The sequence below is a fragment of the Telmatobacter sp. DSM 110680 genome, assembly GCF_039994875.1.
GTDB lineage: Bacteria > Acidobacteriota > Terriglobia > Terriglobales > Acidobacteriaceae > Telmatobacter.
In genome coordinates this window covers 501,605-524,650 of record NZ_CP121196.1, presented here as the reverse complement: position 1 = coordinate 524,650, position 23,046 = coordinate 501,605, and the positions used below count along the sequence as shown (strand labels likewise).

18 protein-coding genes are annotated in these 23,046 nt (G+C 56.5%); 10 read left to right on the top strand and 8 right to left on the bottom strand.

All coding sequences use genetic code 11. The features are described from left to right. Positions 1 to 66: 66 nt before the first annotated feature. From P8935_RS02095 to P8935_RS02085, 3 genes are all read right to left on the bottom strand, one after another. The gene (locus tag P8935_RS02095; protein WP_348263354.1) at positions 67 to 2,841 is read right to left on the bottom strand and encodes an ABC transporter permease; all 2,775 of its coding nucleotides are present in this window, start codon (positions 2,839 to 2,841) and stop codon (positions 67 to 69) included. A gap of 7 nt (positions 2,842 to 2,848) precedes the next feature. Beyond that, the gene (locus P8935_RS02090; protein ID WP_348263353.1) at positions 2,849 to 3,178 is read right to left on the bottom strand and encodes a PadR family transcriptional regulator; all 330 of its coding nucleotides are present in this window, start codon (positions 3,176 to 3,178) and stop codon (positions 2,849 to 2,851) included. Between the two features lie 109 nt (positions 3,179 to 3,287). Further along, complete coding sequence (locus P8935_RS02085) at positions 3,288 to 5,258, bottom strand: winged helix-turn-helix domain-containing protein (RefSeq protein ID WP_348263352.1); 1,971 nt, start codon at positions 5,256 to 5,258, stop codon at positions 3,288 to 3,290. 189 nt (positions 5,259 to 5,447) lie between these two features. Here P8935_RS02085 and P8935_RS02080 point away from each other — a divergent pair, with 189 nt between their 5' ends. From P8935_RS02080 to P8935_RS02070, 3 genes are read left to right on the top strand one after another with little or no spacing between them, the layout of a single operon-like run. After that, positions 5,448 to 7,541, top strand: coding sequence for a hypothetical protein (locus P8935_RS02080; RefSeq protein ID WP_348263351.1), 2,094 nt, complete (start codon positions 5,448 to 5,450; stop codon positions 7,539 to 7,541). Between the two features lie 38 nt (positions 7,542 to 7,579). Beyond that, the gene (locus tag P8935_RS02075; protein WP_348263350.1) at positions 7,580 to 7,894 is read left to right on the top strand and encodes a hypothetical protein; all 315 of its coding nucleotides are present in this window, start codon (positions 7,580 to 7,582) and stop codon (positions 7,892 to 7,894) included. A 60-nt stretch (positions 7,895 to 7,954) separates the two neighbouring features. Beyond that, a complete protein-coding gene (locus P8935_RS02070; RefSeq protein ID WP_348263349.1) occupies positions 7,955 to 9,952 on the top strand; it encodes a hypothetical protein in 1,998 nt (665 codons plus the stop codon). A gap of 113 nt (positions 9,953 to 10,065) precedes the next feature. On the opposite strand, the gene P8935_RS02065 is transcribed toward P8935_RS02070, so the two are convergent. Further along, on the bottom strand, positions 10,066 to 11,046 hold the full coding sequence (locus tag P8935_RS02065; protein ID WP_348263348.1) for an AraC family transcriptional regulator: 981 nt from the start codon (positions 11,044 to 11,046) through the stop codon (positions 10,066 to 10,068). A 237-nt stretch (positions 11,047 to 11,283) separates the two neighbouring features. Here P8935_RS02065 and P8935_RS02060 point away from each other — a divergent pair, with 237 nt between their 5' ends. From P8935_RS02060 to P8935_RS02035, 6 genes are all read left to right on the top strand, one after another. Continuing rightward, entirely contained in the window at positions 11,284 to 12,117 is an 834-nt protein-coding gene (locus tag P8935_RS02060) for an SDR family oxidoreductase (RefSeq protein WP_348263347.1), read from the top strand. 48 nt (positions 12,118 to 12,165) lie between these two features. Beyond that, positions 12,166 to 13,149, top strand: coding sequence for an aldo/keto reductase (locus P8935_RS02055; protein WP_348263346.1), 984 nt, complete (start codon positions 12,166 to 12,168; stop codon positions 13,147 to 13,149). 75 nt (positions 13,150 to 13,224) lie between these two features. Then, positions 13,225 to 13,980 (top strand): carboxymuconolactone decarboxylase family protein, encoded by a 756-nt coding sequence (locus P8935_RS02050; RefSeq protein ID WP_348263345.1) that lies wholly within the window; start codon positions 13,225 to 13,227, stop codon positions 13,978 to 13,980. Continuing rightward, entirely contained in the window at positions 13,977 to 14,798 is an 822-nt protein-coding gene (locus P8935_RS02045) for an SDR family oxidoreductase (protein ID WP_348263344.1), read from the top strand. Before P8935_RS02050 ends, P8935_RS02045 begins: the two co-directional genes overlap by 4 nt. A gap of 5 nt (positions 14,799 to 14,803) precedes the next feature. After that, a complete protein-coding gene (locus P8935_RS02040) occupies positions 14,804 to 15,499 on the top strand; it encodes a hypothetical protein (RefSeq protein ID WP_348263343.1) in 696 nt (231 codons plus the stop codon). An 8-nt stretch (positions 15,500 to 15,507) separates the two neighbouring features. Further along, positions 15,508 to 16,335: an SDR family oxidoreductase gene (locus P8935_RS02035; RefSeq protein ID WP_348263342.1), complete on the top strand. Its 828-nt coding sequence runs from the start codon at positions 15,508 to 15,510 to the stop codon at positions 16,333 to 16,335. A gap of 321 nt (positions 16,336 to 16,656) precedes the next feature. Here P8935_RS02035 and P8935_RS02030 read toward each other — a convergent pair whose 3' ends face one another. The 3 genes from P8935_RS02030 to P8935_RS02020 all read right to left on the bottom strand — a co-directional run bounded on the left by P8935_RS02030 (position 16,657) and on the right by P8935_RS02020 (position 19,381). Next, on the bottom strand, positions 16,657 to 17,214 hold the full coding sequence (locus P8935_RS02030; protein ID WP_348263341.1) for a hypothetical protein: 558 nt from the start codon (positions 17,212 to 17,214) through the stop codon (positions 16,657 to 16,659). Between the two features lie 92 nt (positions 17,215 to 17,306). Continuing rightward, positions 17,307 to 18,668, bottom strand: coding sequence for an ATP-binding protein (locus P8935_RS02025; RefSeq protein WP_348263340.1), 1,362 nt, complete (start codon positions 18,666 to 18,668; stop codon positions 17,307 to 17,309). 2 nt (positions 18,669 to 18,670) lie between these two features. Continuing rightward, positions 18,671 to 19,381 carry a response regulator transcription factor gene (locus tag P8935_RS02020; protein ID WP_348263339.1) on the bottom strand — a complete coding sequence of 237 codons (711 nt, stop codon included), beginning with the start codon at positions 19,379 to 19,381 and terminating at the stop codon, positions 18,671 to 18,673. A gap of 171 nt (positions 19,382 to 19,552) precedes the next feature. Between P8935_RS02020 and P8935_RS02015 the strand changes: the two genes are divergently transcribed. Further along, positions 19,553 to 22,423, top strand: a complete 2,871-nt coding sequence (locus P8935_RS02015; protein ID WP_348263338.1) for a carboxypeptidase regulatory-like domain-containing protein — start codon at positions 19,553 to 19,555, stop codon at positions 22,421 to 22,423. Here P8935_RS02015 and P8935_RS02010 read toward each other — a convergent pair. Further along, complete coding sequence (locus P8935_RS02010) at positions 22,413 to 23,045, bottom strand: gluconate 2-dehydrogenase subunit 3 family protein (protein WP_348263337.1); 633 nt, start codon at positions 23,043 to 23,045, stop codon at positions 22,413 to 22,415. The two genes, P8935_RS02015 and P8935_RS02010, sit on opposite strands and share 11 nt — an antisense overlap. Position 23,046: the final 1 nt, after the last annotated feature.

Sequence of the window (23,046 nt, the reverse complement as noted above, 5' to 3'; positions counted from 1 at the left end):
GACACTCAACCGTTTCAAACGGCGTTGACTCGCTCTGTTGAAACCAATTCCGAAGCTTAAGCGCCTCTATTCGATTCTCAATGCGCTGTTCGGGTCCACGGATGCGGCGCGGCGGGCTGGCACGACCGCGGCGACAATGGCGCACAATGCCAGCACGAGCGTCGCTCCACCGAGTACCAGTGGATCGAACCTGCTCACCTGGTAGAGCTGGTGCTGGAGTAATCGGCTACAGAGTACGGCGAGCGGGACGCCGAGACATAGTCCTAGTCCGGTCTGCAGGAACGCGCTTTTCAGCACCATTCCCGTCACATCCGCGCGATCGGCGCCGAGCGCCATGCGGATTCCGATTTCGCCGGTGCGGCGGGCGACATTATAGGCTGTTACTCCGTACAGCCCAATGGAGGCCAGAAGCAGAGCCAGCATTCCGAAGAGACTTGTGAGCCGCGCAATCAGGCGCTCCTGGTTGAACTGGCCCGCGACCTGGTCAACGTAGGTGTCGATGTTGATTGGAGCGAGCTTTGGGTCAGTCTCGGCCAGTACTTTGCGCACGGTGTCTCGATATGCAGCGGGATTACCATTCACTCGCATCTCGATAAGCTGCGCATACAAGGTTCCTGATTCCAAGCGCTGATAACCGGACGCGGCATAAGAGGTGGTTTGCGAATAAGGCAGAAAGAAGATTGGATTTTGAGCAGAAGCCGGATTTCGATACTTCGCGTCTTTTGCTATGCCAATGATTTCGAAATCTGAGCTGTGGCCCTCGAGACTCAGGCCGAAGTGCTGCCCGATGGGATCTTGGCCTGCGAAAAAGCGATGGACAAAAGCCTCATCAACAACTGCAACGTGCGGCGAATCTTGCGTGTCACTGCTGTTGAACGCGCGGCCCATCACGATCGGCGTTCCGATGGTTTCAAAATAATGCGGAGTCACGCGGGTGAAGATCGTGTCTTCGTCGCTGATCCACTTCTCGTTGCGTCCGGCAATGGCGATGTTCAGATTGACGCAGCAAAACTTCTGCGGTGCATTGAGCGACAAGCTCGCGCTGACTACGCCGGGCATCTGCTCCATTCGATCCTGGATTCTCTGATAGAGAGCTGGCAACCGATCGGGAGTGTATGCAGCCGCCTTGAAACTGATCGAGGCAATGAGCCGTCCTTGCGGCTGGAACCCAAGATTGGCTTTCTCAAGGTGCATCAAACTTTCGCTCACGAGTCCGGCAACCGCGAGTAGCACCACGGAAACCGCGGCCTGTATCACGACCAGTACCTTCTGCGATCGCGAATTGTGGCCGACGTGCGATCGGTTAGCACCGTGTAGTCCCTGGACCGGGTCAGCCTGTGTGCCGATCCATGCCGGCACGAGAGAGCCTGCAATACATGTCAACAACGACAGCAAGAAGGCAAAACACAGTACCGGAAGAGAAGGTGCGGCACTCACAGGAACCAGAGTTGCTCCACGAAACACGATCAGCAGGACGCCACGAGCCACACCAAAGGCCACCAGCACACCGATGGCTCCGCCGAGCAGGGACAGCAGGAGGCTCTCGGTAAGCAGAGCGCGCATCAGTCGGCCTCGCGAAGCTCCCAAAGAGAGACAGAGCGCGGTCTGATGCCTTCGCGCGGAACTTCTGACCAGTAGAAGATTGGCGAGGTTTGCACAGGCTATCAGGAGCACAAGGATGGCCGCGGACGAAAGCAGCAGAAGTCCTTGTTTCGAATTGCTGCGGAACGGGGACACTCCGTTTCCGCCATGTGTCAGTTCAATGTGCTGCTGTGCAAGCTTAGTGAGATCATCCTGGCCAAGCTCCCTTTCCGTGCGCAGCCATTGTTGCAATTCGCCTGTAAGTCTCTTCTGAACCGCGACCGGAGATCGTCCGGGCTGGAGTCGCCCGATGACGTAGAGCCATGCATCTCCGGATGAATAGAAGAGAGACTTTTTGCCGTTGCCCTCAAACGCTGGCTGCTGGGCTAGCGGGATCCACATTTCGGGAGGGCTCTGCGCCAGTCGCGCACCGAAAAAATCTGGCGGAGCGATACCCACGATTGTCACCGGCAGTTCGTTGATCAGCAGCTTTGATCCCACGATCGAGGGATCAGCTCCATACAGATTCTGCCAGGCTCGATAGCCCATCACAGCGACAGGCTCGGAATTCTCGCGGTCGTCAAATGCCGAGATCAGTCGCCCCTGCGCGGCGCTTATTCCCAACGTAGAGAAGTAGTTTCCGGAAACATATTCTCCGTCGATGGTTTGAGCGGCGGTTGCTGATTCCGGTCGCCGCGTGTTGAATGTGGGATCATTACCGGAGAATGCCGCAAGCTGTGCGAACGAATCGTCTGTATCACGCACGTGCTTATAAAACGGGTAGTCGAATGTTCCCCATGAACCCTGTAATCCACCCCACTCGCAGCAATAGGATTCGCCTTCCCCGATTCGATACAACTGCTCCGGATAGGAAACGGGGAGCTGCTTGAGAATGATGCCATAAACCAGCGTGAAGACCGCGGTATTGGCGCCGATACCAAGCGCGAGCGTCAACAGTGCGACTGCCGTGAAGCCTGGATTGCGAAAGAGTTGCCGCATTCCATAGCGAATATCCCACAAGGATGATTCGATCCAACTCTCCCATCCAACGACACTAACCTTGCTTTTGACACTCTCGATGCTACCCATTTCAGCACGCGCGCGCTTCCATGCTTCGGTCTCGGACATGCCATCGCGCATCTTCGCTTCGGCCGCGGTCTCGAGGTAAGCTTGCAGTTCCTCATCCAGTTCAGTTCTTTTGCGCCGCTTCGAAACGAGCGCGGTAAATCCAGCCACCAGTCGATTCCACCAGAGCATCATCGCCTCCTCAAGCCTCGAGTATCCGGGCAACCGCTTCTACCTGACGTTCCCATGCGCGGATTTCTTCTTTCAGAGCTTTTCGGCCAAGATCAGTGAGCGTGTAGTAACGTCCGCGCCGGTTGTTCTCTGTTGATCGCCACTCGCCCTTGATCCGTCCTTCCCGTTCCAACCGGTTCAAAGCAGGAAAGAGCGAACCGGGAATTACGTGAAAGATTCCGTTACTCATCTGGTCAATGCGCACGGAGATTCCGAATCCATGCATTGGCTGCAACGCGAGTGTTTTGAGCACCAGCATCTCGAGCGTGCCCTGAACCAGATCACCGTGCTTGGGCGGCATATGCGTTCTCATATCGATAGTCGATAGGAATACTATGCCTTCTAGTCGATTGTCAAGGGGAAGGAAGAGTTGAATCGCGCAGCCGCTCACATCGAAATTTTGTTTGGCGCTATTGCGTTCGGTGTTGTTCAACCGGGGCAACCGACGGATGCTTCATTCGAGCTTGATCCGGTGCAACGTGGCTGACTTCGCGATCACTCATGAAGTCGGCATGACAAGCTTTACCGGCCTGCCGCAGTTTCTGGAATTCTGCGTTTGCTCTCAAGTCCTTGAAGAATGGATCTGTATCCATCGCGGGATACGAGCAGTAGTTGTGATCGATGGCGACTTTCAGCATTCGCAGGGCAGCTTTGGTTTGGCCACAGTAAGCAAGGTGACCGGCAAAGAAGTAGTCCACCTCTGGATCGTCATCAACTTCGACTTTGGAAGCCAAGGCCTTTATCTCCGATTCCGACGCGTGACGAGCACAGGCGAGCAGCATCGTGTAGCTGTCCCAGTGCGCGATCTGGGGTGCGGGAATGCGGATCGCTTCCTCTGTTCTACCTTCCCGCAGCAGCACTTCAATAGCGTGCGCCTTTGACCATTCCGAGCCCAGGTCTTTGCGGAGAAAAAACATCGCTCGCTTGTAGTTGCCCAATTCCATGAAGGTGGTGGAGCAGGAACCCCATATCACCTTCGAAGCAAGCAAAACGACCATTTCGCATTCGTGTCCTGCCTCTTCCAAAGAGCCCCCATAGCGAAGCACATAGCTCAGAACGTGATGGAGATTGGGATCGTCCGGTCTTCGCCGTACAAGTTCGAGAGCCATCTGGTGCGCCTTGACCAGGTCACCGCGCTCGGTACGATGGATCGTCATCTCAGCTAATGGGTCGAGGGAGTCGGGATTTAGCGCGAGTTCCTTCTCTGCGGCCGCATCTGAAAAGGCCAACATCTCCGGCCCTCCGCCCCCAAAGCGCGCAGCGCTGTAATAGCGAAGTGTGAGCAATCCCCAAGCCGGCGCATAATTTGGATCCAGCAATACCGCACGGCGCAGAAGTTCGATACCCTCCTTGTTCGGATTGGGATCCCAGTCCAGAGCGACGCTCTTCAGGTAGAGTTCGTACGCCTCTTCATTGCTCGCCTTAGGGGGCGCATCTGTGATGAATTCCTGCACGCCCAGCGCACGGGCCATTCTTCCACGCGAGATCGCAGCTATCTGCTCCTGCATAGCAAGCAGATTTGTGGAAGGAACTTCGAAGCTGTCGTGCCAGACGACCCGGTCAGCATCTGTATCCACAGCTTCCATCGTGATATGAAGCCGGTCTCCCAAGATGCGAAAGTGACCTGTTACAACCCGGTTGACGTCGAGGACATGACCCACCTTGCGGAAATCAACCGTGGGACCTGAAAACTGCGCGGACGCTGTCAGCGGACGCAGCGCAAGCGAGCGTGCCGCGGTAAGCGTATGTGCGATCTCGTCGGGAAGTGCTGAGCGCAAATAATCCATGGACTGCATGCCGGAGTCGTTTTGAAATGGAAGAATCGCAAGGCTGACTGGCTGCGGGGTCGCCGTCTTTCGCACTCGACTTATCACCCCGCCGATTAGAAACGCAGCAACCAGAGCGACGGCAACGCCTCCCCAAAGCAGCCGTTTCCCCAGGCGCGGCCGGTCGTCCTTCTGCGTCTCAATAGATAAGGACGATTCGTTGGCGGTTTCGCCAGCATCCGACTCCACGAGATTCTCAGTTGCGTCTGGGCGAGAAACCCTGACCACTGGAACGGCGATGCGATATCCGACGCGGGGTACGGTCTGAATGACCTCTTGATCGCCAAATGCTTTGCGCAGCTTCGAGACCGCGGTGGCGAGGGATGCGTCCACCACAAGGACGCCAGGCCATACCTCCTCGAGGAGTTTTTCTTTTTTGACCACCGCGCCCGACCTCGACAGCAGGTAACGAAGCAGATCGAGCGGTTTCCGCTCCATCTCGACTGGCCGTCCGCAAACTCGGAGTTCGTAACGCACGTCGTCGAACTCACAGTCCGCAAACTTCCACACGTCCTGATGCGTGTCGGGTACGCGAGTATCCGGGGAAGTCGGCATGATCCGCGGTTCCTTTAGAAAACTTCAGAGTTCCGTTAGGACATTTCGGGGCAGTGACCTACAGGATAAGTCGAAGTCGCTCCCCGGCAAGCCCCATTTTTGGAAGACATCTCTCACGTTCGCAATTTCTTTCCGCCTTGGTTCTCAGTCTTTATAGCCGCAACCAATTGCTGTTGTCAGGAGACAGGTATGTCTGATGGGAAGCGTTCTAACCTGCGGTCAATCGTTGCATTGGCAATCTGCCTCGTCATCTTTGCGCCAGCGGGCGAAGCCTCAGCCCAGAGCGTGTGGCAGAAGATGAAGCAGAACGTTCTGCAGCAGCAGTGCCAGCAGGGCCTCCAAAAAGCCTGCCAGGCGCTTGCACAAACCAATCAAAAGCAGCCGCAAGCGCCGCTATCCGGACAGCAACCCACTCAACCTGGCCAACAGCATTCCGGTCGCATTAGCCAGCAAGATGATCACGACCAGGCCGGCCCGATTCATCCCCCTCAGGGAACCAAGGTCGAGGAAACAGTACTCGCTCCTCTCTCTAACAGCGCCAAGTCCTTCATCAGCCCGCACGGTGTCCATGTGGCGACCTATGAAAGCAGCGGCAGCCGCGCTGTCATCTACTATGACGGCGTCCCGGGCCCCAAGTTCGACGAGATACTCGGCGGCAGCTTCAACTCTTCGGTAGAAACTGGGATCGCCTTCAGTCCCGACGGCAAACGTTACGCCTACTGCGGCCGCTCCGGCACCGAAATGGTGGTCATGGTCGACGGCAAGGAGTTCCTGCGCACCTCCGAGTCCCATCTAGCGAGGTTCGACGGCTCCAGTTGCAGACTCGGCTTCACTTCGAACAGCCGGCATGTATACATCAGCAGCGATGTAGCGACGTCTCAAACCAGAGGTGGCAGCTTCACGCACTTTATTTTCGATGGCAAGGCCGCGCCACCCAGCGCGAGCGGGCTGACCAGCAGCGGGAATCAGGCCAGCATCAGGAATGTTTCGTTCAGCCCTGACGGCAATCATTATGCAGTTATCATCACGGACCCTGCCGACGAGCATAAGTGGGGCCTGGTCGTTGACGGTAAAGTTGCGCCCTATCTGGGAAGCGCCCCGCGGTGGAGCCCCGACAGCCAGCACCTGTACACCACCATCAGTCACCCCGGACCGGCCGGATATGAGGAGGGCATGCTGGACGGCAAGCCGTTCATCCGTGCCGATCACTTCGAGCTTTCCGTTGCGCCTGCCGGGAACATGTGGGTTGCGGTTGTTGATGCCGGGATTCGCAATCCCAGCCCTACCCAGTTCCTTGTCGTAGACGGGAAAAAGGTGCCAGGAAGCGAAATAGTTCACCAACGCGGTGCAATGATCGATCGGATTGTGTTCAGCCCCGATGGCAAACACTACGCCGCCCGATACACCACAACCCAGAATCGCCAATACCTTATCGTCGACGGCAAACGCGCGCAGGAGTACCAGAGCGTCGACCACATTCTGTTCACGTCCGACTCATCCAAAGTGACCTATACCGCATTTGCGAATGCCAAACCATACGCCATCATCGGCGACGAGGAGTCGGAGGCGTGTTTGCCAGAACCAACCCCACCAGTAACGGACACGCACGGCTCATTGATCGTCGCTCCGATCGGCAGCCGGGCTGGAGGGATCTGCGGACTCACTGGCGGTCGCGCAACGTTGTACCTAGACGGCAAGACAACTCCTTTGCCGGATGGTGCGCAGAGTGGGACCGACCTTCGCTTCTCTCCCGACGGGCGGCATTACGCCTATCGCGCGGGCTTTCAAGGAGGTGCACAACGGCTGGTGATCGATGGTGCCGTGCAGGCCGCTACCAATCTCGGCTCACCAAGCATGCCGCGCTTTCACTACGTGTTCAGTCCGGACAGCCAGCACATCGCTGCGGATTCAGCGCCTCCCAGCGATACCGGCCAATATGCATCGGGAATCTTTATCGACGGCAAGTACACGCCGGTCGTCGTCAACTCAGGGATGAAGATGTTGGAATTCACCGCCGACAGCAAACACATCGTGTGGGCCCAAGGCGTGTCCGGACGAGACGCGTTGCGCATATTCGTTGACGGCAAAGCCGTTGCGGAAGCAGACACGGCAATATCTCCAACTTCGCACGAGGGCTGGTGGGATATGGCACCGGACGGAAGCCTGTCCGTTCTCGCGCAAGACCAAAACAATCTAAAACGGATCACGATCACACCTTCTACCGAAACGAGTGTCGCCACACTCGGCGGGGGTGGAGCACTACTAGCCAGGCGGGAGCAGTAACCAACGGAGAATTACCCAGCTTAAGAAAGGAAAATTCGATGCGTCTGCGTGACTTGATGAACGTGATGGCAGGGCTTGCAGTCTTACTGAATTCGGGATGCAATTCCGGTCCCAAAGGAACCTACACCGATGCCAATGGTGCGGTGATTCTCGAACTCAGGTCCGGCGGTAAAGCGAGTTTCACCTTTATGGGCGATGTCGAGGACTGTTCTTTCAATAGCAACGACAAGCAGTTGACTCTCACCTGCAAGGGGAGCCCCGCCCCGGTAACTGTATTCAACATTCATGATGACGGATCGCTCACGGGGCCGCCGGGGAGCTTTATGCCGCCTCTGCGGAAAGAGAAGAGCTGACGAGGTGCGGTGTTGGTGAGCATTGGCGTCGTTTGGATCTCGCTCAGGACGGGGGACATAGTGAATCTCACGAGAGTTGCGGTCTTTGTTCTGCTTTGCATTGGCACCCTCGCGCACGCGCAGCAAGCGCCGGACGGGTTGCAGTTCAATGTTCCCTACCTATGCAACGACGGCAGAGTCTATGTCGTTCATCGCTGCGAGAAGGGGCCCAAGTTTGAAGCCTGCTTCTACCAGCACGAGCCCGACTCTGAGCGCTACAACACGCGCGAAGCTGTCGTTTACCAGATGACGAAGATGTGCAAGGTGCAGGGAGCTGCGGCAAATGGAGTGGCGGGGCCGTTACAGGCATCAGCGAGTGCGCCGTCATCGGCGCAGGCGCTCGGCGCTTTGAACAACTCACGATGGGAGTGTGGCGGCGGCACGAGCATGACTGTGCTCGGGTGCCAGAGACAGGCCGGGCAGGAGGCTTGCTTCGTGAGGCTGGAGCAAAATGGAAAACTTGTGGCGCAGACAGCTAAGCCGGCAAATGAGATCCGGGCCCATCTGAGCACTTGTAAGGCCATGCCAGCGTTGAACCCCGCGTATCTCAGCGAATTTCCTAATCCGCTAGGCGTGGTGCAGGGGATGCTGGTGGGCAAGCCGCAAGAAAACGTGACACGCGCGATCGGTGCGCTGTATCAGCTGAGCGAAATCATCAAAGTCCTTGCCGGCCCTCGCGAAATGACCGCGGATGAAACAAAACTTCTGAGCGACTATGCCAAGGGGCAGGCCGAGTTGGTGCGGCAAGCGGAGAAGGCTTTTCCTGGTCAGCGATTTGATCCGAGTTCGAACCCGTACATCTTCAAGCGCAACGACCCGCGATTCGGGTTTGAAGGAATTCCGGTTTGGACCACTTTTCTGACGAATGGCACGCAGAGCGCCTTCGCACGCGCGGTTGGTGGCAGTGACGATCAGTATGCGATTGCTGTCGATCGCGAGAAACGTGCCGCGACGCAAAAGGTGGAGAACGACATCAAGGAGGCGAATGCCGAAGCGCACTATGCCAAGGATCCGGGGTCAGTCGCCGTACGCCATTGTGTCGAGTCAGGCCGAAGCGAGACGGAGTGCCTCGGCGAGGGCATGAAAGTCGGCTTTAACGAGCTGATGGGCGGTGATATACAGGAGGCCATCGTTGGGAAGATACCCACTGGCCTACGCCTTACCGGTGTTTACTCCGCAAACGGTTTCGGGCTCAATTTCAGGCAAGACTTTGTGTACGTGGTTTGCGGCACACTTATGCCAGAACCCCGCACGTACACAGTGGATCGTTCAGGAATGCAGGTCTCGGTGAGCATACCCATCACATCCCCACCGCTCATACTCTCTTACAAGGCAGACGGAAGCCTTTCCGGCCAAGGGCGAACGATCGATGTTGCGGGTGAGGTTCCCGCCGGCGGAGGCGGGGGATCGACTACTTATGACACGCATACCACGACAACCACGACTCAGCGTCAGCTCGAGCCGGGAGAGGAACGCGAGTACAGCGCGGATCAGCTTCATCAGAACGGAGGGCAATTTTCCGTCGACCAGCAGACGACCTCCAGCAGTTCAACTCCCACATTTCATAGAGCTCCGACGGTTCCCAAGACGGAGCGTTGCACGGTTGGAACATTGCCGGCGGGAAGTGAAAGCATTAAGACATCCACGATTTTGACGCAGGTCCTTGGCAGCAAGGCCAGCAAATCCGCAAACAGCGCGCCGGGGCTGAGATTGAACGGTAAGTACGAAGTGCCGGGTGGATTGAAGATAGAATTTCGCGATGACTCCGCGACTCTGGAATGCGGCGAGTCTTTCAATTCAGAAGGGTACGAAATTGTGAGGGAAAACGGACAGATGATCGTGAAGTTTCAGAACAACACCGGGCCCCTTTCCCTCGTCCTGCAACCGAATAACACTCTCATCGGTTCGGGCGTCATAGATGTGACAGGACGGAAAGCGATCCAGGCTGCAGACGGAGGCGTGGGCTATACCCCGCGTAATGCGCGCTGCTCTCTGGGGACGTTGGAAGCCTCCAAATAGTCGTGAACTCAGAATCACGGACAATGCTGCCGGTTCATAGGGCTCTGGAATAGTGCCGGAGCAGAAGGGATTGAATTAGCTGGATTGGTGCTTTGGCCCTTAGCGTCGCTACTCTAACTTCTGTTTTGTTCGATTTCAACCAGTTGGCGCGCTTTGATGTCTCGCATGGGCGGCTTGCCGAAGAGTCTGCGGTACTCGCGGTTGAACTGGCTGGCACTTTCATAGCCGACTTCGAAGGCGGCGCTAGCTGCGTCTATGCCCTCGGTCATCATGCGCACGCGCGCCATATGGAGGCGCATCCGCTTCTGGTATTGCAGCGGACTCATCTGGGTCAGGGTGCGGAAATGCTGGTGAAAAGTAGATACGCTCATCTTGGCCACGGCGGCGAGGTCTTCCACACGCAGAGGCTTCGAAAAGTTCTCCTTTAGCCAAACGACTGCTCTCGCTGTGCGATTGCTCTGCTCCCCAAGTGTGGCGATGGCGCGCAGGTGCTTGCCCAGAGACGATCGCAAGAGGCGATAGACGATCTCCCGTTGCATCAGACCAGCGAGGAAAGGTATGTCGCGCGGAGTATCAAGCAATTCCAAGAGGCGTATACAAGAGCCGAGCAACTCCGGCGTTGATTTAGCGATGGCCATGCCGCGGGTACCGGCGCAGACGTCCGCTGACAGAAATTCATCCTGGCTTAGGATCTCGCGAACCGCGGGCATATCGAGCTTGAGGATCAGCGCCAGGATGGGCTTCTCACGGCTCGCCTTCGTCACCTGGCTGATGACCGGCATATCGATAGAGGTGAGCTGTACCGTGGACTCGTCACACACATACATTGCGCCGCCGATATTGACGTGCTTCTGGCCCTGCCCGTAGACGATGATCGAGGGCTCGTAAGTGGCTGAGTAGCAGCTGGTCAGGGCGGTCCTACGAAACAGGACTAAGCCCGGCACCAGAGTGACCTGATCACCTTCCGCTTGGATATGGGCGGCAATTTTGCGTGCTAGCTCGGACCGAAGGGCAATCACATGGTCCCCGTCCACGCAATGGTTTGGATTTCCCTCATGGAGCTTTCCTGCTCTGTTTGCCGCTTCGATCTGCATTTCGCTTCTCCATATTCAGCGTAACGCCGGGCTGACAGTGCGTGTACAGAAAAATGGGCTAATCGGAGGAATAGGCAATAAGTTCGCAGGATCGTGATACCGCTCGAAACGCGATCCTTCGTAGTATCGAGAAGTCGGTAAAGACGCGCACGAATCGTACCAGGCATGGCGCGGATTGGAACCGCAAATCTCTTGCGACGGATCCGACGGGTCGCCCGCCATTGAGGAAAAACATACATGAAGCAGGAAGTAGTCGTAATCATCGGTGCTGGTGGGATTGGAATGGCGATCGCTCGCCGTCAGGGTTTCGGCAAGCACATTCTTCTGGCAGATTTCGATGAAAAGGTGTTGGCATCTGCCGCGAATGAGCTTGAGTCAGCCAGCTACAAAGTGACGAGGCTGAAGGTCGACGTTTCATCGCGCGAATCCGTGCGCGCCCTGGCAAATGCGGCAGCGGCGCTTGGAAGCGTGGTCAACGTCGTCAATACCGCGGGGGTCTCACCCAACATGGCTCCGCCGGATCGTGTGCTCTCCGTTGACTTGTATGGCAGCGCTGTCGTTTTCGAGGAGTTCGAACGCGTAATCGCTCCAGGAGGCGCCGGGCTGATCGTGTCCAGCATGGCGGGGCATATGTCGGCGGGTCTTCCAGCTGAGCAGGAGCATGAATTGGCGTTCGCGCCTGCAGATGAGCTCTTGTCAAAACCGTTCTTGAGTTCGGAGGCGGTGCCGAATTCCATGGTGGCGTATATTGTCTCGAAGCGCGCAAATCATCTGCGTGTTCAGGCCTCTGCAATCAGCTGGGGAAAACGCGGCGCACGTGTGAACTCCATCAGTCCGGGTATCATCGCCACGCCTCTCGCACAGCACGAGCTGAACTCGCCGATTGGAGACGTCTACCGCGCGATGATTGACGCTTCGCCAGCCAAGCGGATGGCGTCGCCGGACGAGGTTGCTGTGGCCGCCTCGTACCTCCTTGGACCCGATGCGGGCTTCGTAACGGGCAGTGATCTTCTGATCGACGGCGGTGTAATTGCAGCGATGCTCGCCGGGCTACTGCCGAATCCCGCATAAGAAGGCGACTGAACGAATCATCACAAACAGGATTGCAAAGGAGAATCAATGCAGAAGCGCAGATTGGGAAAGAGCGGTCTTGAAGTTTCAGCCCTTGGATTGGGTTGTATGGGTCTCAGCTACGGCTATGGTCCGGCAACAGAGAAGGAACCGGCCATCAAGCTGATCAGGACCGCATATGAGGGCGGAGTTACTTTCTTCGATACAGCCGAGGCCTATGGCCCGAACCTGAACGAAGAACTCCTGGGCGAGGCGCTTGCTCCTTTCCGGGACAAGGTTGTCATAGCCACGAAGTTCGGTTTTGTTGAGGGCAAGCCGTCCATGGGCATGGATAGCCGCCCTGAGCGCATTCGCGAGGTCACGGACGCTGCACTGAAGCGCCTGCGCACCGACGTGATCGATCTGCTGTATCAGCATCGCGTTGATCCAAATGTTCCTGTCGAAGAAGTCGCCGGCACCGTGAGGGATCTCATCGCGCAAGGCAAAGTGAAGCACTTTGGCATGTCCGAGGCAGGTGCCGAAAGCATTCGTCGTGCCCATGCGGTGCAACCTGTCACAGCCCTGCAAAGCGAATATTCGCTCTGGTGGCGCGAGCCGGAGAAGGAGATACTACCCACGCTCGAAGAACTGGGAATAGGCTTTGTCCCCTTCAGCCCCCTCGGCAAGGGGTTCCTGACCGGAGCCATCAACGCAAACACCACGTTTGATAAAACTGACTTCCGCAACGTAGTGCCGCGTTTCGATGAAGAGAACCGCAAGGCCAACCAGGCGCTCGTAGATGTGCTCAGCAAGATCGCTGCACAAAAAGGCGTAACCAACGCACAGATTGCTCTCGCTTGGCTGCTCGCGCAGAAGCCATGGATCGTACCCATCCCTGGAACTACGAAGCTGCATCGACTGCAGGAGAACCTCGGCGCGGCTGCGGTTGAGTTGGCCGCTGGCGATCTTGCTGAGATTGAAAGTGCAGTTTCCGGCATTGAGGTGCAGGGAGCCCGTTACCCGGCGCAACTCGCGAGTCGTGTAGGCCGCTAGTGGACGTCGCTCTTAAAAGTAAGCTCCCCGGCCCAGGCGTGGGCGGGGGACTCTCGATGGATTAGGAGAATCGCGATGGCAATCAGCGAACGAGCGCGAAAGAACCACGAGGAACTGTTCCCCGGTCACACTTCACAGCTCGCCGTGACCGACCCTGAGCTCATTGAGATCTTCGACAACTTCGCATTCGATGAAGTGCTGCAACATGGTGGCCTGGAACCACGGCTCCGCCTGATGGTGCAGTTGGCGTCGATGATCGCGTGTCAGGCTTTGCGAGAGTATCGCGTGATGCTTGGTGCTGCGCTCATCGTCGGCGTCACTCCCGTTGAGGTAAAGGAGATTGTCTACCAGGCTGTGCCTTATGTGGGAATGGCCAAGGTATACGACTTTCTTCACGCCACCAACGAGGTGCTTAGCGAAAGCGGCATAAAGCTGCCACTTCCTGGCCAAGCCACAACGACTCCCGAGACTCGTCTCGAGAAAGGCCGCGAGGTTCAAGGGCAGATCATCGGAGCGGATCGAGTCGACAAGCTTTACGCCTCCGCCGCGCACGATCAGATGCACATACAGCGCTATCTCTCGGCGAACTGTTTTGGCGATCATGTTTCGCGCGGCGGAATCGATATTCCTACCCGCGAACTGCTTACCTTGAGCATGCTGGTTTCGCTCGGTGGATGTGATGCGCAGGTTAAAGGGCATGTCTCCGCGAATCTTCATGTGGGGAATGGCCGCGCTCGGATGATCGATGTGGTCACGCAGTTGGTGCCGTTTATCGGATATCCCCGTGCGCTGAATGGGCTGCGCGCCATTGATGAGGTAGCAACGTCATGAGTAATCAATCCATAACTGTATTGGTGATTGGCGCCACAGGCAGCATTGGAAGCCTTGTTGTCGAAGAGGCGCTTCGTCAGGGGCATTCGGTTCGCGCCCTGGTGCGCAGCGCAGAGAGAGCACGCCGTCTCCCGGCAAATGCGGAGGCGGTGATAGGCGACTTGACTCGCCCCGATACTCTCAACGTTGCGGTCAAGGGCGTTGACGCCATCGTGTTCACGCACGGATCGGATGGTGCCGGGAAGGTCGGTTCGGAGACAGTTGATTATGGTGGGGTCCGGAACGTCCTCGCAGCGCTCGGTTCGCGGAGAGTCCGCATCGCGCTGATGACTGCAATCGGCGTCACGAATCGGACCGGCTCTTACAACCGTTCCACCGAATCTCATGATTGGAAGAGACGGGCTGAAAGGCTGGTACGGGCGAGCGGATGTCCTTACACGATCGTACGTCCGGGATGGTTCGACTACAACAAAGCCGATGAGCATCAACTCGTCTTCCTACAGGGTGATCTACGCCAGGCCGGCAACTCCAGCGATGGAGTCATTGCGCGGCGCCAGATTGCGGAAGTTCTGGTGAGCAGTCTGACCTCCGATCACGCACTGCGGAAGACATTTGAGCTGGTTGCAACCAAAGGTCCGGCACAGGAAGATCTCGATGCTCTGTTCGCTGCCCTCGATCCGGACCCCGAAGATGGATTAGACGGCGTGCGCGACATGCGAAACCAACCGCCGGAAGACGAGCCGCAGCGCGTAAGGGACGATCTGCATGCCTTGTCAGGGACCCTCATTAGGCGCAGCACGCAAATGGAAGAAAGGTAATCGTAGTGAAGAAGTTCCATTTACAACTCCTAATCGCGGTTCTGATCGTACTTGCTCAGCCAGCGTTGGCGCAGACGGTAAAGCTCGCGAAAATAGCGCTCGGCATGAGTGACAACGAGGTGAAGACAGCATTGAGCTCAACCGCACCGCTCTACATCGATCTGGCTTCCGATTATCCAGATATGTACTATCTCGTCGCAGAAACTGAGATGGAGTCATATGCATTCACGTTGATCGACGGCAAAGTGGTGGGATTTTCAGTCGTGCATATCCTCCCTCCCGGGCAACTTCCGTTCCTGCCATCAGGCCAGCAGCCGACCGTGTCGATCTTGCGCGACCTCATCACGAAGCAAACCTGGACTCCCGCTGAAATCAACAAGGGCGATAGCTTGTGGTTCAGCGACGCAACCGGAGCGCCTTTGTCGAACCCATCGCAATGCCGTCCAGAGTCAAGCAAGGCATGGTTGCCCTTTGGGCTGGTGCCGAGTGCAAAGCCGGGTGACACTCCGGCGAAATCGATAGAGGGCCTCATGAAACCGTTGATCACCTCCTACCCTTCGAAGTGCGGCGTGAGTATTCATCTGAATCAGCAGCCCGGGGGGGATGAGAATTCTGTGGTCAAATCTGTTCGGTATCAGGTTCTCAACATCAAGGCAATAAATGATTTTCATGCAAAGCATTCAAAACACCAAGTTCAGTGAGGATTGGAATGACAGATGTAATCGTAGTCATCGGAGCAGGTTCGATCGGACAGGCAATCGTGCGGCGCGTTGCTGCGGGCAAACACGTTCTCTTAGCGGATATCCGACAGGAGAACGCCGAGGCGGCAGCGAAGGTTCTTTTCGATGCGGGCTTCGACGTCAGCACGGCCACAGTCGATGTTTCCTCGCGCGCCTCGGTCCATGCTCTTGTTGAGGCGGCAACCAAGCTCGGCGAAGTCTCAGGTGTCATCCATGCTGCGGGTGTTTCGCCTTCTCAGGCCTCTCCGCAGACGATCCTCAAGGTCGATCTCTACGGGACCGCACTCGTGCTGGAAGAGTTTGGCAACGTCATCGCTCGCGGAGGTTCTGGTGTTGTAATTGCGTCTCAGTCCGGGCATCGTCTTGGGCCGCTCTCGACAGAACAAAACGCGCTGCTAGCTACCACACCTGTGGAGGAGCTACTCAGCCTCCCCATGCTTCAGCTGGATCAGATCAAGGACTCATTGCACGCTTACCAGATTTCAAAGCGCGGAAACTCCCTGCGCGTGATGGCAGAGGCGGTCCGTTGGGGAAAGCGCGGTGCGCGAGTTAATACGATCAGCCCCGGCATCATCATTACGCCGCTGGCAAATGACGAGCTGAAAGGACCGCGCGGGCCGGGCTATCGACGCATGATCGAAGTGTCTGCGGCTCGACGAGCCGGCACACCGGACGAGGTTGGAACAGTTGGTTCACTCCTCATGGGCCCTGAAGGAGCCTTCATCACTGGCAGCGATTTCCTCATGGATGGTGGCGTGACGGCTGCGTATTGGTTCGGTGACCTTGCTCCGAAATGAGGGAATCACCGCGTGTCGCAAGCGGAAATCCCTTTCTTCGGCAGGGGGCTTACGGCCACTTGCCAGGAACATTAATCAACGTCAATGACTCAATGAGGCCATTGCCCCATTGTGATCATCGAGATTCAGGCGAACGGGCTCTCATTTTTCGCTCGATCCAGAAATCTCCCATATCGACTTCGTTGGGAAGATCTCAAGACGGTCAATCGCGCCTGCGTCGTCTCTAATTCCAAACCTGTGCCTGGGGTAGTCACTCCACCATCAACAAAAATCTCAATGACTGCCTTGTCGAGGAAAGCAAGGTTCATCGATCGTCCTCTCCTAGACCATCATGAGAACGAGCGCTAACGGTATCGCTGTACCGAGAAACAGCATACCCCAGACCAGCGCGCGACTCCGGTTGAACTTAAACGCCATATAAATGCCGAGAAGCGTCGAGAAGATCAAACCCGCTGCCACTGCCAGGAAGAACCACTTCAGAGCGAGAGTGAGCTTGCTTGGACCACTTTCCTCATTCTGGCGACCACCTCCCGGTTGCGAATGTACAGGTTGCGACGTCCGCTGCGCTTCATCCGACTGCGGCGGTCTGCTTTGCTGCTTTGCAGGATCCGGTGGGGGCCCATGTTGTTTCCTTATCACCTGGTCCTTGTGAATAGAGGCCAGTCTTTGCACCCATGCCGGGGCTTGATAGGAATCGCCTGGATGGCTCTCATGCAGACCGAACAACTGAAGAGACCCAGTAAAAGCGAAGAAAAGAATTGAAGGCGCAAACAGCGTCCCAAGGTAGAGGTGCCATTGTCGAGCCCATTTCAGGCGAGCCGCGCTTTTGGATGGTCCTTGCAATTTTGCTTCGACGTTAGAGTTTGTTGCCGTGTTCATTTCCTGCACCTCAGAGGAATGAGTTCGCTTTCAGATGGTTGGCGGCGAAAATTCGACCGCAAAGTTTCGTGACGTACTGAATGGGTATCTGATCACGCGGAGAGAGGAAGAGAGATCTGGATGGTTGTGCCGCCGCCGGCGCGATTCGACGCTCGAATCTGGCCATTGTGAAGTTTGATGGCTCTCTCTGCGATTGCCAGGCCGACACCAAATCCGCCTGTCTGCGCGCTGCGAGCTGCATCGACCCTGTAGAAGGGGCGAAAGATCGACGCGACCTCCGATTCGGGAATGCCGGGACCTCGATCGCTGACCTCAATGACCACCATGTGGCGTTCATTATCCCGGCTCAGCCGGATCTCGACTTGCGTTCCAGGCTGTGTATAGCGCACCGCATTGCGAACTACATTCTCGATGGCTCGATACAGCAACTCGCGCCTGCCCTCGACGACAAAATCGCACAGTGCATCAAGCGCGACCGAGGCATCTCTCTGCTGCGCTTCATAGGTCGCATCCGGCGTCATCTCTTCGAGTAACATCTTCATCGAGACGCGCTCGATTTTGTCTAGGCCTTCTGCCGCCTCCATTGAGGAGAGAGTCAGAAGCTGTCCGATCAACTGATTGAGACGTTCCGTCTCGCGTTCGATCCGGTTGAGATGCGTATTCATGGTGGAATCTGCGTCTTCGCGGGAAAGTTCGAGGGCGACGCTTAGCCTCGCCAGCGGAGATCGCAATTCATGCGAAACATCGCGAAGCAGCAGCTTCTGAGCGTTTACGAGAGACTCGAGCCTTTCCGCCATGTGATTAAACCCGTCCACAAGAGCGTCGAATTCATCCCCTTTGAAAATCCGGCTTCGCTTACCGGGTTCGCGGACGCGGGCGCTCAAGTTGCCCTGCGCCAGTTGAAGAGCGGCCTCGCGCAATCGAACAACTGGGCGAGTGAAGATCAGCACCAGTACAAAGGTAGTGAGTCCCCCAATTGCGATGGCTACGGGCAATTGAGGCGATGCGAAGTGGTACAGATCTTCCCACCAGGCGTGCTGCTCGCGGTGAACAGGAACGACAACGATAAAAAGGTAGTTTGCACCGCTGGAGGAGATGGCGGGCGCGCTCCAGACAGTGACATTCCCAGCTCTTCGCGCGTGGATGGTGCCGGCCGAATCAGTGAGATCCGCAGAAATTGGCAGCGCTTGCCCGCACAAAACTTTCCCACTCGCATCTGCCAACGCTAGAGTCTCATTGCGCTGATGCGCATATGCATTAAATGTTGCGCAACCTCCCGACTCAAATCTCTTCGTGCCTTCAACAGCGTTTGCGTTCAAATTACTGAGTGCCGGATCGAGCAGGAAATTAGGGCGAGGAAAACGGTGGGCCAGAATGAATGCCGTGGAGATCACGAAGATGAGGCTTTGGGCGATCCAGAAGATGATAAAGATTTTGAAGAAAAGGCCGCGCATGCTTAGGAATCTCCTTGGCCATTGAAATCGCGATCGACAACCAGTTGATAGCCGACACCGCGAATTGTCTTGACCCGATCTTCGTTTTCTCCGTCGAAGCTTAGTTTTCTCCGAAGCCTGCTGACGTGCATATCAAGGCTGCGGTCGAACGGGTCGAATTCACGACCAAGCACTGCCTGCGATAATTCGTCGCGACTAACCACCGTGCCGGGAACCCGCATGAGGGCCTCCAACAAGCCAAACTCGACATCGGTCAGGTCAAGCTTTCTGCCGGCTTTTACGGCTTTGCGTGCGGCAACGTCCAACTCCAGGTCCTGAACGCGAAGATGAGCCGCCGGCGGCGCAGAAGTACGATCCTGCCTGCGAAGTACGGCGCGCATGCGTGCCAGAAGTTCGCGCGGATTGAAAGGCTTGGGCAAATAATCATCTGCACCAATCTCAAGCCCGACGATGCGATCGACATCTTCGCCCCGTGCAGTGAGGAGCAGAACGCTCACATTCGATTCAGAGCGGATTCGCCGCAGAACCTCAAACCCGTCGATGCCGGGCAGCATCACGTCGAGAAGAATCATTGCCCATGGACGTTGCTGCGCGACCGCGAAGCCAGTGTCTCCGCGGTTAACCGATCGAATCCGAAACCCGTGCCTGGCAAGGTACTCCGTCAGCATCGAGCAGAGTTCAACGTCATCGTCGATCAGAAGTACATCTTCCACGCAACTCTCCGAATACCAATAGGCTACGCTCTGGCTGGCCGCAAAACTCAGGAGAAATGTAACAAATGGTCACGAGGCCGTTACAAATCGTTACATTCCTTTACTCATCGTGACAGCATGCAAACTTGCTTTGCGTTCTCCTTAGATCAGTTCATTCTGAGGTGAATTCCAATGATCAAGCGTACTGTGATGGCCCTGATGAGTCTGGCCGTAATGCTCTTTGCTTTTGCCGTATACACGCCGGCAGTTGCGGAGGGATCGACCAGCGAAATTCACGGGACCGTTGCGGATCCTACCGGCGCAGTGATTCCCGCCGCGCGGCTTTCACTGACCAGTGAAGGAGGCGCGTCTGCCTCGACGGTCAGCGGACGCGATGGAAGCTTCAGCTTCACCAACCTTCAACCCGGAAAGTATTCGCTGGTGATCGAAGCCAAAGGGTTTGCACAAACGACGCTTGACGAGATTGACGTGTTGCCCGGCAAAATCCTGCAGCAGAATGTCACCCTGCAATTGCCGGTGGAGCAGCAACAGGTTGAGGTGACGGGCGATGCCGCTGGAGTGAGCACCAGCGCCGACAATAATGCGAGTTCCATCGTAATTAAGGGCAAGGACCTGGACGCACTCTCTGACGATCCTGATGAAATGCAGAATGAACTTTCGGCGCTCGCTGGTCCGGCAGCCGGGCCGAACGGGGCGCAGATATTCATTGATGGCTTCACTGGCGGCCAGCTTCCGCCGAAGTCGTCGATTCGCGAGATCCGCATCAATCAGAATCCCTTTTCCGCACACTACGACAAACTGGGGTATGGGCGCATTGAAATCCTCACCAAGCCGGGAACGGACAAGGTGCACGGAAATCTCATGGTGATGGGCAATGACTCGGCGTTCAACTCGCTGAATCCGTTTGTGAGCTCGGAGCCTTCCTACTACACGACGTTCATGAACGGTAGCATCGGCGGCTCTCTGGGCAAGAAGGCATCGTGGTTCGGCAGCGTATTTCGACGGGACAATGCGTCGAACTCGATCATCAACGCAGACCTTCTTGATGCGAATTCAAACGTCTACAACTATTCCGCTGCGGTTGCCAATCCGCAGTCGCGACTGGACGTCAGCCCGCGCTTCGATCTTCAACTCGGAGACAAGAACACGCTCACGGTGCGATACATGCTCGATCGTCAAGTGCAAACCAATAGCGGCGTATCGCAGTTCGCACTTCAGAGCCAGGCTTACAATGTTGCGAATTACGAAAATAGTCTGCAGATCAGCGACACGCAGGTCCTGAGCGCGAACGCTGTGAACGAGACGAGGTTTCAGTACATCCGCGCGCACGATAGCCAGATCGCGCAGAATCTCGACCCTACCGTTTCTGTACAAGGAGCGTTTACCGGCGGTGGCAACAATGCCGGCGTGGTGCGCGACAACCAGGACCGGTTTGAATTGGAGAATGACACCACGGAGGCGAAAGGCGCTCATGCCATCGAGTTCGGAGCGCGCTTACGCCTGTCTCGTGACGCCAACTTCTCCACGTCGGGGTTCAACGGCAACTATATTTATTCATCACTAGCAGCGTATGCAGCGAAGACGCCTTCGGAGTATGACGTAACGGCGGGCAAGGCAAATTCCAGTGTGGCGCTGTTCGACGCCGGAGTGTTTTACCAGGATGATTTCAAGGTTCGACCGAATCTCACGCTGAGCTACGGCTTGCGCTACGAGGCGCAAAACGGGATCAGCGATCACAACGACTGGGCGCCTCGCATATCAGTGGCCTGGGCTCCCGCGGGCGGCAAGGGTACTCCTGCGAAGACCGTGATCCGTGCAGGATATGGATGGTTTTACGATCGCTTCGGAGCGTCTTACGTGCTCGACGCCATTCGCCAAAACGGCATTAATCAGCAGCAGTTCGTGGTCAAAAATCCCTCGTTCTACGGGAATGCACCGTCAGTCAGCACGCTCTCATCGCTTAGCTCGGTGGCACCAACCATCTACCAGGTAGCGCCGAACATGAGAGCCTCGCTGAACATGCAGGCGGCCGTCGGGATCGAACATCAGTTCGGAAAGATCGCGACCACTTCCGTCACTTATGTCAATTCGCGTGGAGTTCACCAGTATTTGAGTGACAACGTGAACGCCTTCTTGCCCGAAACTTATGACGCCGCTACGGGAACGGGTACACGTCCTAATGGCATCAACGAAAACATCTACCAGTTCGAATCGGGCGGAGTGTACAACCAGAATCAAGTGACCATGAATTACAACGTAAAGGCAAAGCGTGTGTCCCTGTTCGGTTTCTACATGCTGAACTTTGCCAATGCCGACACGTCGGGCGCGTCTTACTTTCCTTCGAACCAGTTTGATCCAAAAGCCGATTACGGAAGGGCAAACTTCGACGTGCGGAGCCGCTTCCTGCTTGGCGGAAATCTTCAGGGCCCATATGGGGTGTCATTCAGTCCCATGCTTGTTACGAATTCCGGAACGCCTTTCAACATCACAATCGGGCAGGATGTAAATGGCGATAACCAGTTCAACGATCGGCCGGCGTTCGCGACATCCGCCAGTACGGATGTAGTGCAGACGAATTATGGCGCATTCGATCTGAACCCGGCATCGAACGCTGCGCGCATTCCATATAACTATGGAACCGGTCCCGGTCAGTTCAGCATGAACATGCGTGTAAGCAAGTCGTTTGGCATCGGACCCAAGGTTGAGAATTCAGGCTCGAACCGCGCGTTCGGCGGTCCTGGTGGCGGTGGTCCTCCGCCGGGAGGTGGCCCTGGTGGCGGAGGCCCTCCAGGAGGTGGTCTCGGTCCGGGCGGTCTTAGCGGCAGTAACGGGCCGCCGCGTTTTGACCAGGCAGCCGCGCGCCGCTATTCACTGAATTTCGCAGCCATGACGCGGAACGTCTTCAACAACGTGAACCTCGCACCACCGGTGAGCGTTCTTGATTCGCCGCTTTTTGGAAAGTCCAATGCACTGGCAGGAGGATTCTTCTCCTCGCCGGCATCGAATCGGAGCATCGATTTGCAGGTGAGCTTTAATTTCTGATTGTAGTTTCAGACTTCATGGACTCATGATCCGGCACGGGTGGGCATCCAGGGAACGCAGTGAGGTACGTGTTCCCCTTGTATCCGAGGTACTTGATCCCGATCTTGCTGGTGAAGAATCCGTCTGCGGTGAACTTACGCAAAAAGGAGAAAAATTCGACCGGCTGACTGAGACTCTCGTCCTGCTCCGCACTTTTGCGATAGGCGATGAGGTCGAGGATCTCCTTTTGCTGCTCGGATGTGCAATCCAGGAAGGCTCCGCTAAAGCGCGTCGTGCATGTAGAGTCAAGCCACTTCAAGCCGCCCGCTAATTTGGCTTGATATTCCTCATTCTCGCTGGTAAGCAGGTCGATGAATTCCGGAGTGCCGGCTTCTATTGCGCCGCCGGAGTCTGCGTCTGCGGGAAGGATGGTCTCGCAGAGCGACTGCAGGGTCTTGTATTGTTGTGCGTCAAAAAACTTCGGAATGTAGGCTCCAGTTTGGGCGACTGTTTTCTCCGACTCAATCGTGTTGTGTGCGTATTCAGCAGCTTCGAGCGGAATGACGCGGAGAACGGAACCTGCAACGGCCCCGATGGTAAGAGATCTCAAGATTGCTCGACGAGTCAGGGTATCCGCGGCCATG

What these genes read in the sequence shown, in the direction of transcription:
- P8935_RS02095 (WP_348263354.1), bottom strand. Translation starts at nt 2,841, where the DNA reads ATGATGCTCTGGTGGAATCGACTGGTGGCTGGATTTACCGCGCTCGTT.
- P8935_RS02090 (WP_348263353.1), bottom strand. Translation starts at nt 3,178, where the DNA reads ATGCCGCCCAAGCACGGTGATCTGGTTCAGGGCACGCTCGAGATGCTG.
- P8935_RS02085 (WP_348263352.1), bottom strand. Translation starts at nt 5,258, where the DNA reads ATGCCGACTTCCCCGGATACTCGCGTACCCGACACGCATCAGGACGTG.
- P8935_RS02080 (WP_348263351.1), top strand. Translation starts at nt 5,448, where the DNA reads ATGTCTGATGGGAAGCGTTCTAACCTGCGGTCAATCGTTGCATTGGCA.
- P8935_RS02075 (WP_348263350.1), top strand. Translation starts at nt 7,580, where the DNA reads ATGCGTCTGCGTGACTTGATGAACGTGATGGCAGGGCTTGCAGTCTTA.
- P8935_RS02065 (WP_348263348.1), bottom strand. Translation starts at nt 11,046, where the DNA reads ATGCAGATCGAAGCGGCAAACAGAGCAGGAAAGCTCCATGAGGGAAAT.
- P8935_RS02060 (WP_348263347.1), top strand. Translation starts at nt 11,284, where the DNA reads ATGAAGCAGGAAGTAGTCGTAATCATCGGTGCTGGTGGGATTGGAATG.
- P8935_RS02055 (WP_348263346.1), top strand. Translation starts at nt 12,166, where the DNA reads ATGCAGAAGCGCAGATTGGGAAAGAGCGGTCTTGAAGTTTCAGCCCTT.
- P8935_RS02050 (WP_348263345.1), top strand. Translation starts at nt 13,225, where the DNA reads ATGGCAATCAGCGAACGAGCGCGAAAGAACCACGAGGAACTGTTCCCC.
- P8935_RS02045 (WP_348263344.1), top strand. Translation starts at nt 13,977, where the DNA reads ATGAGTAATCAATCCATAACTGTATTGGTGATTGGCGCCACAGGCAGC.
- P8935_RS02035 (WP_348263342.1), top strand. Translation starts at nt 15,508, where the DNA reads ATGACAGATGTAATCGTAGTCATCGGAGCAGGTTCGATCGGACAGGCA.
- P8935_RS02030 (WP_348263341.1), bottom strand. Translation starts at nt 17,214, where the DNA reads ATGAACACGGCAACAAACTCTAACGTCGAAGCAAAATTGCAAGGACCA.
- P8935_RS02025 (WP_348263340.1), bottom strand. Translation starts at nt 18,668, where the DNA reads ATGCGCGGCCTTTTCTTCAAAATCTTTATCATCTTCTGGATCGCCCAA.
- P8935_RS02015 (WP_348263338.1), top strand. Translation starts at nt 19,553, where the DNA reads ATGATCAAGCGTACTGTGATGGCCCTGATGAGTCTGGCCGTAATGCTC.
- P8935_RS02010 (WP_348263337.1), bottom strand. Translation starts at nt 23,045, where the DNA reads ATGGCCGCGGATACCCTGACTCGTCGAGCAATCTTGAGATCTCTTACC.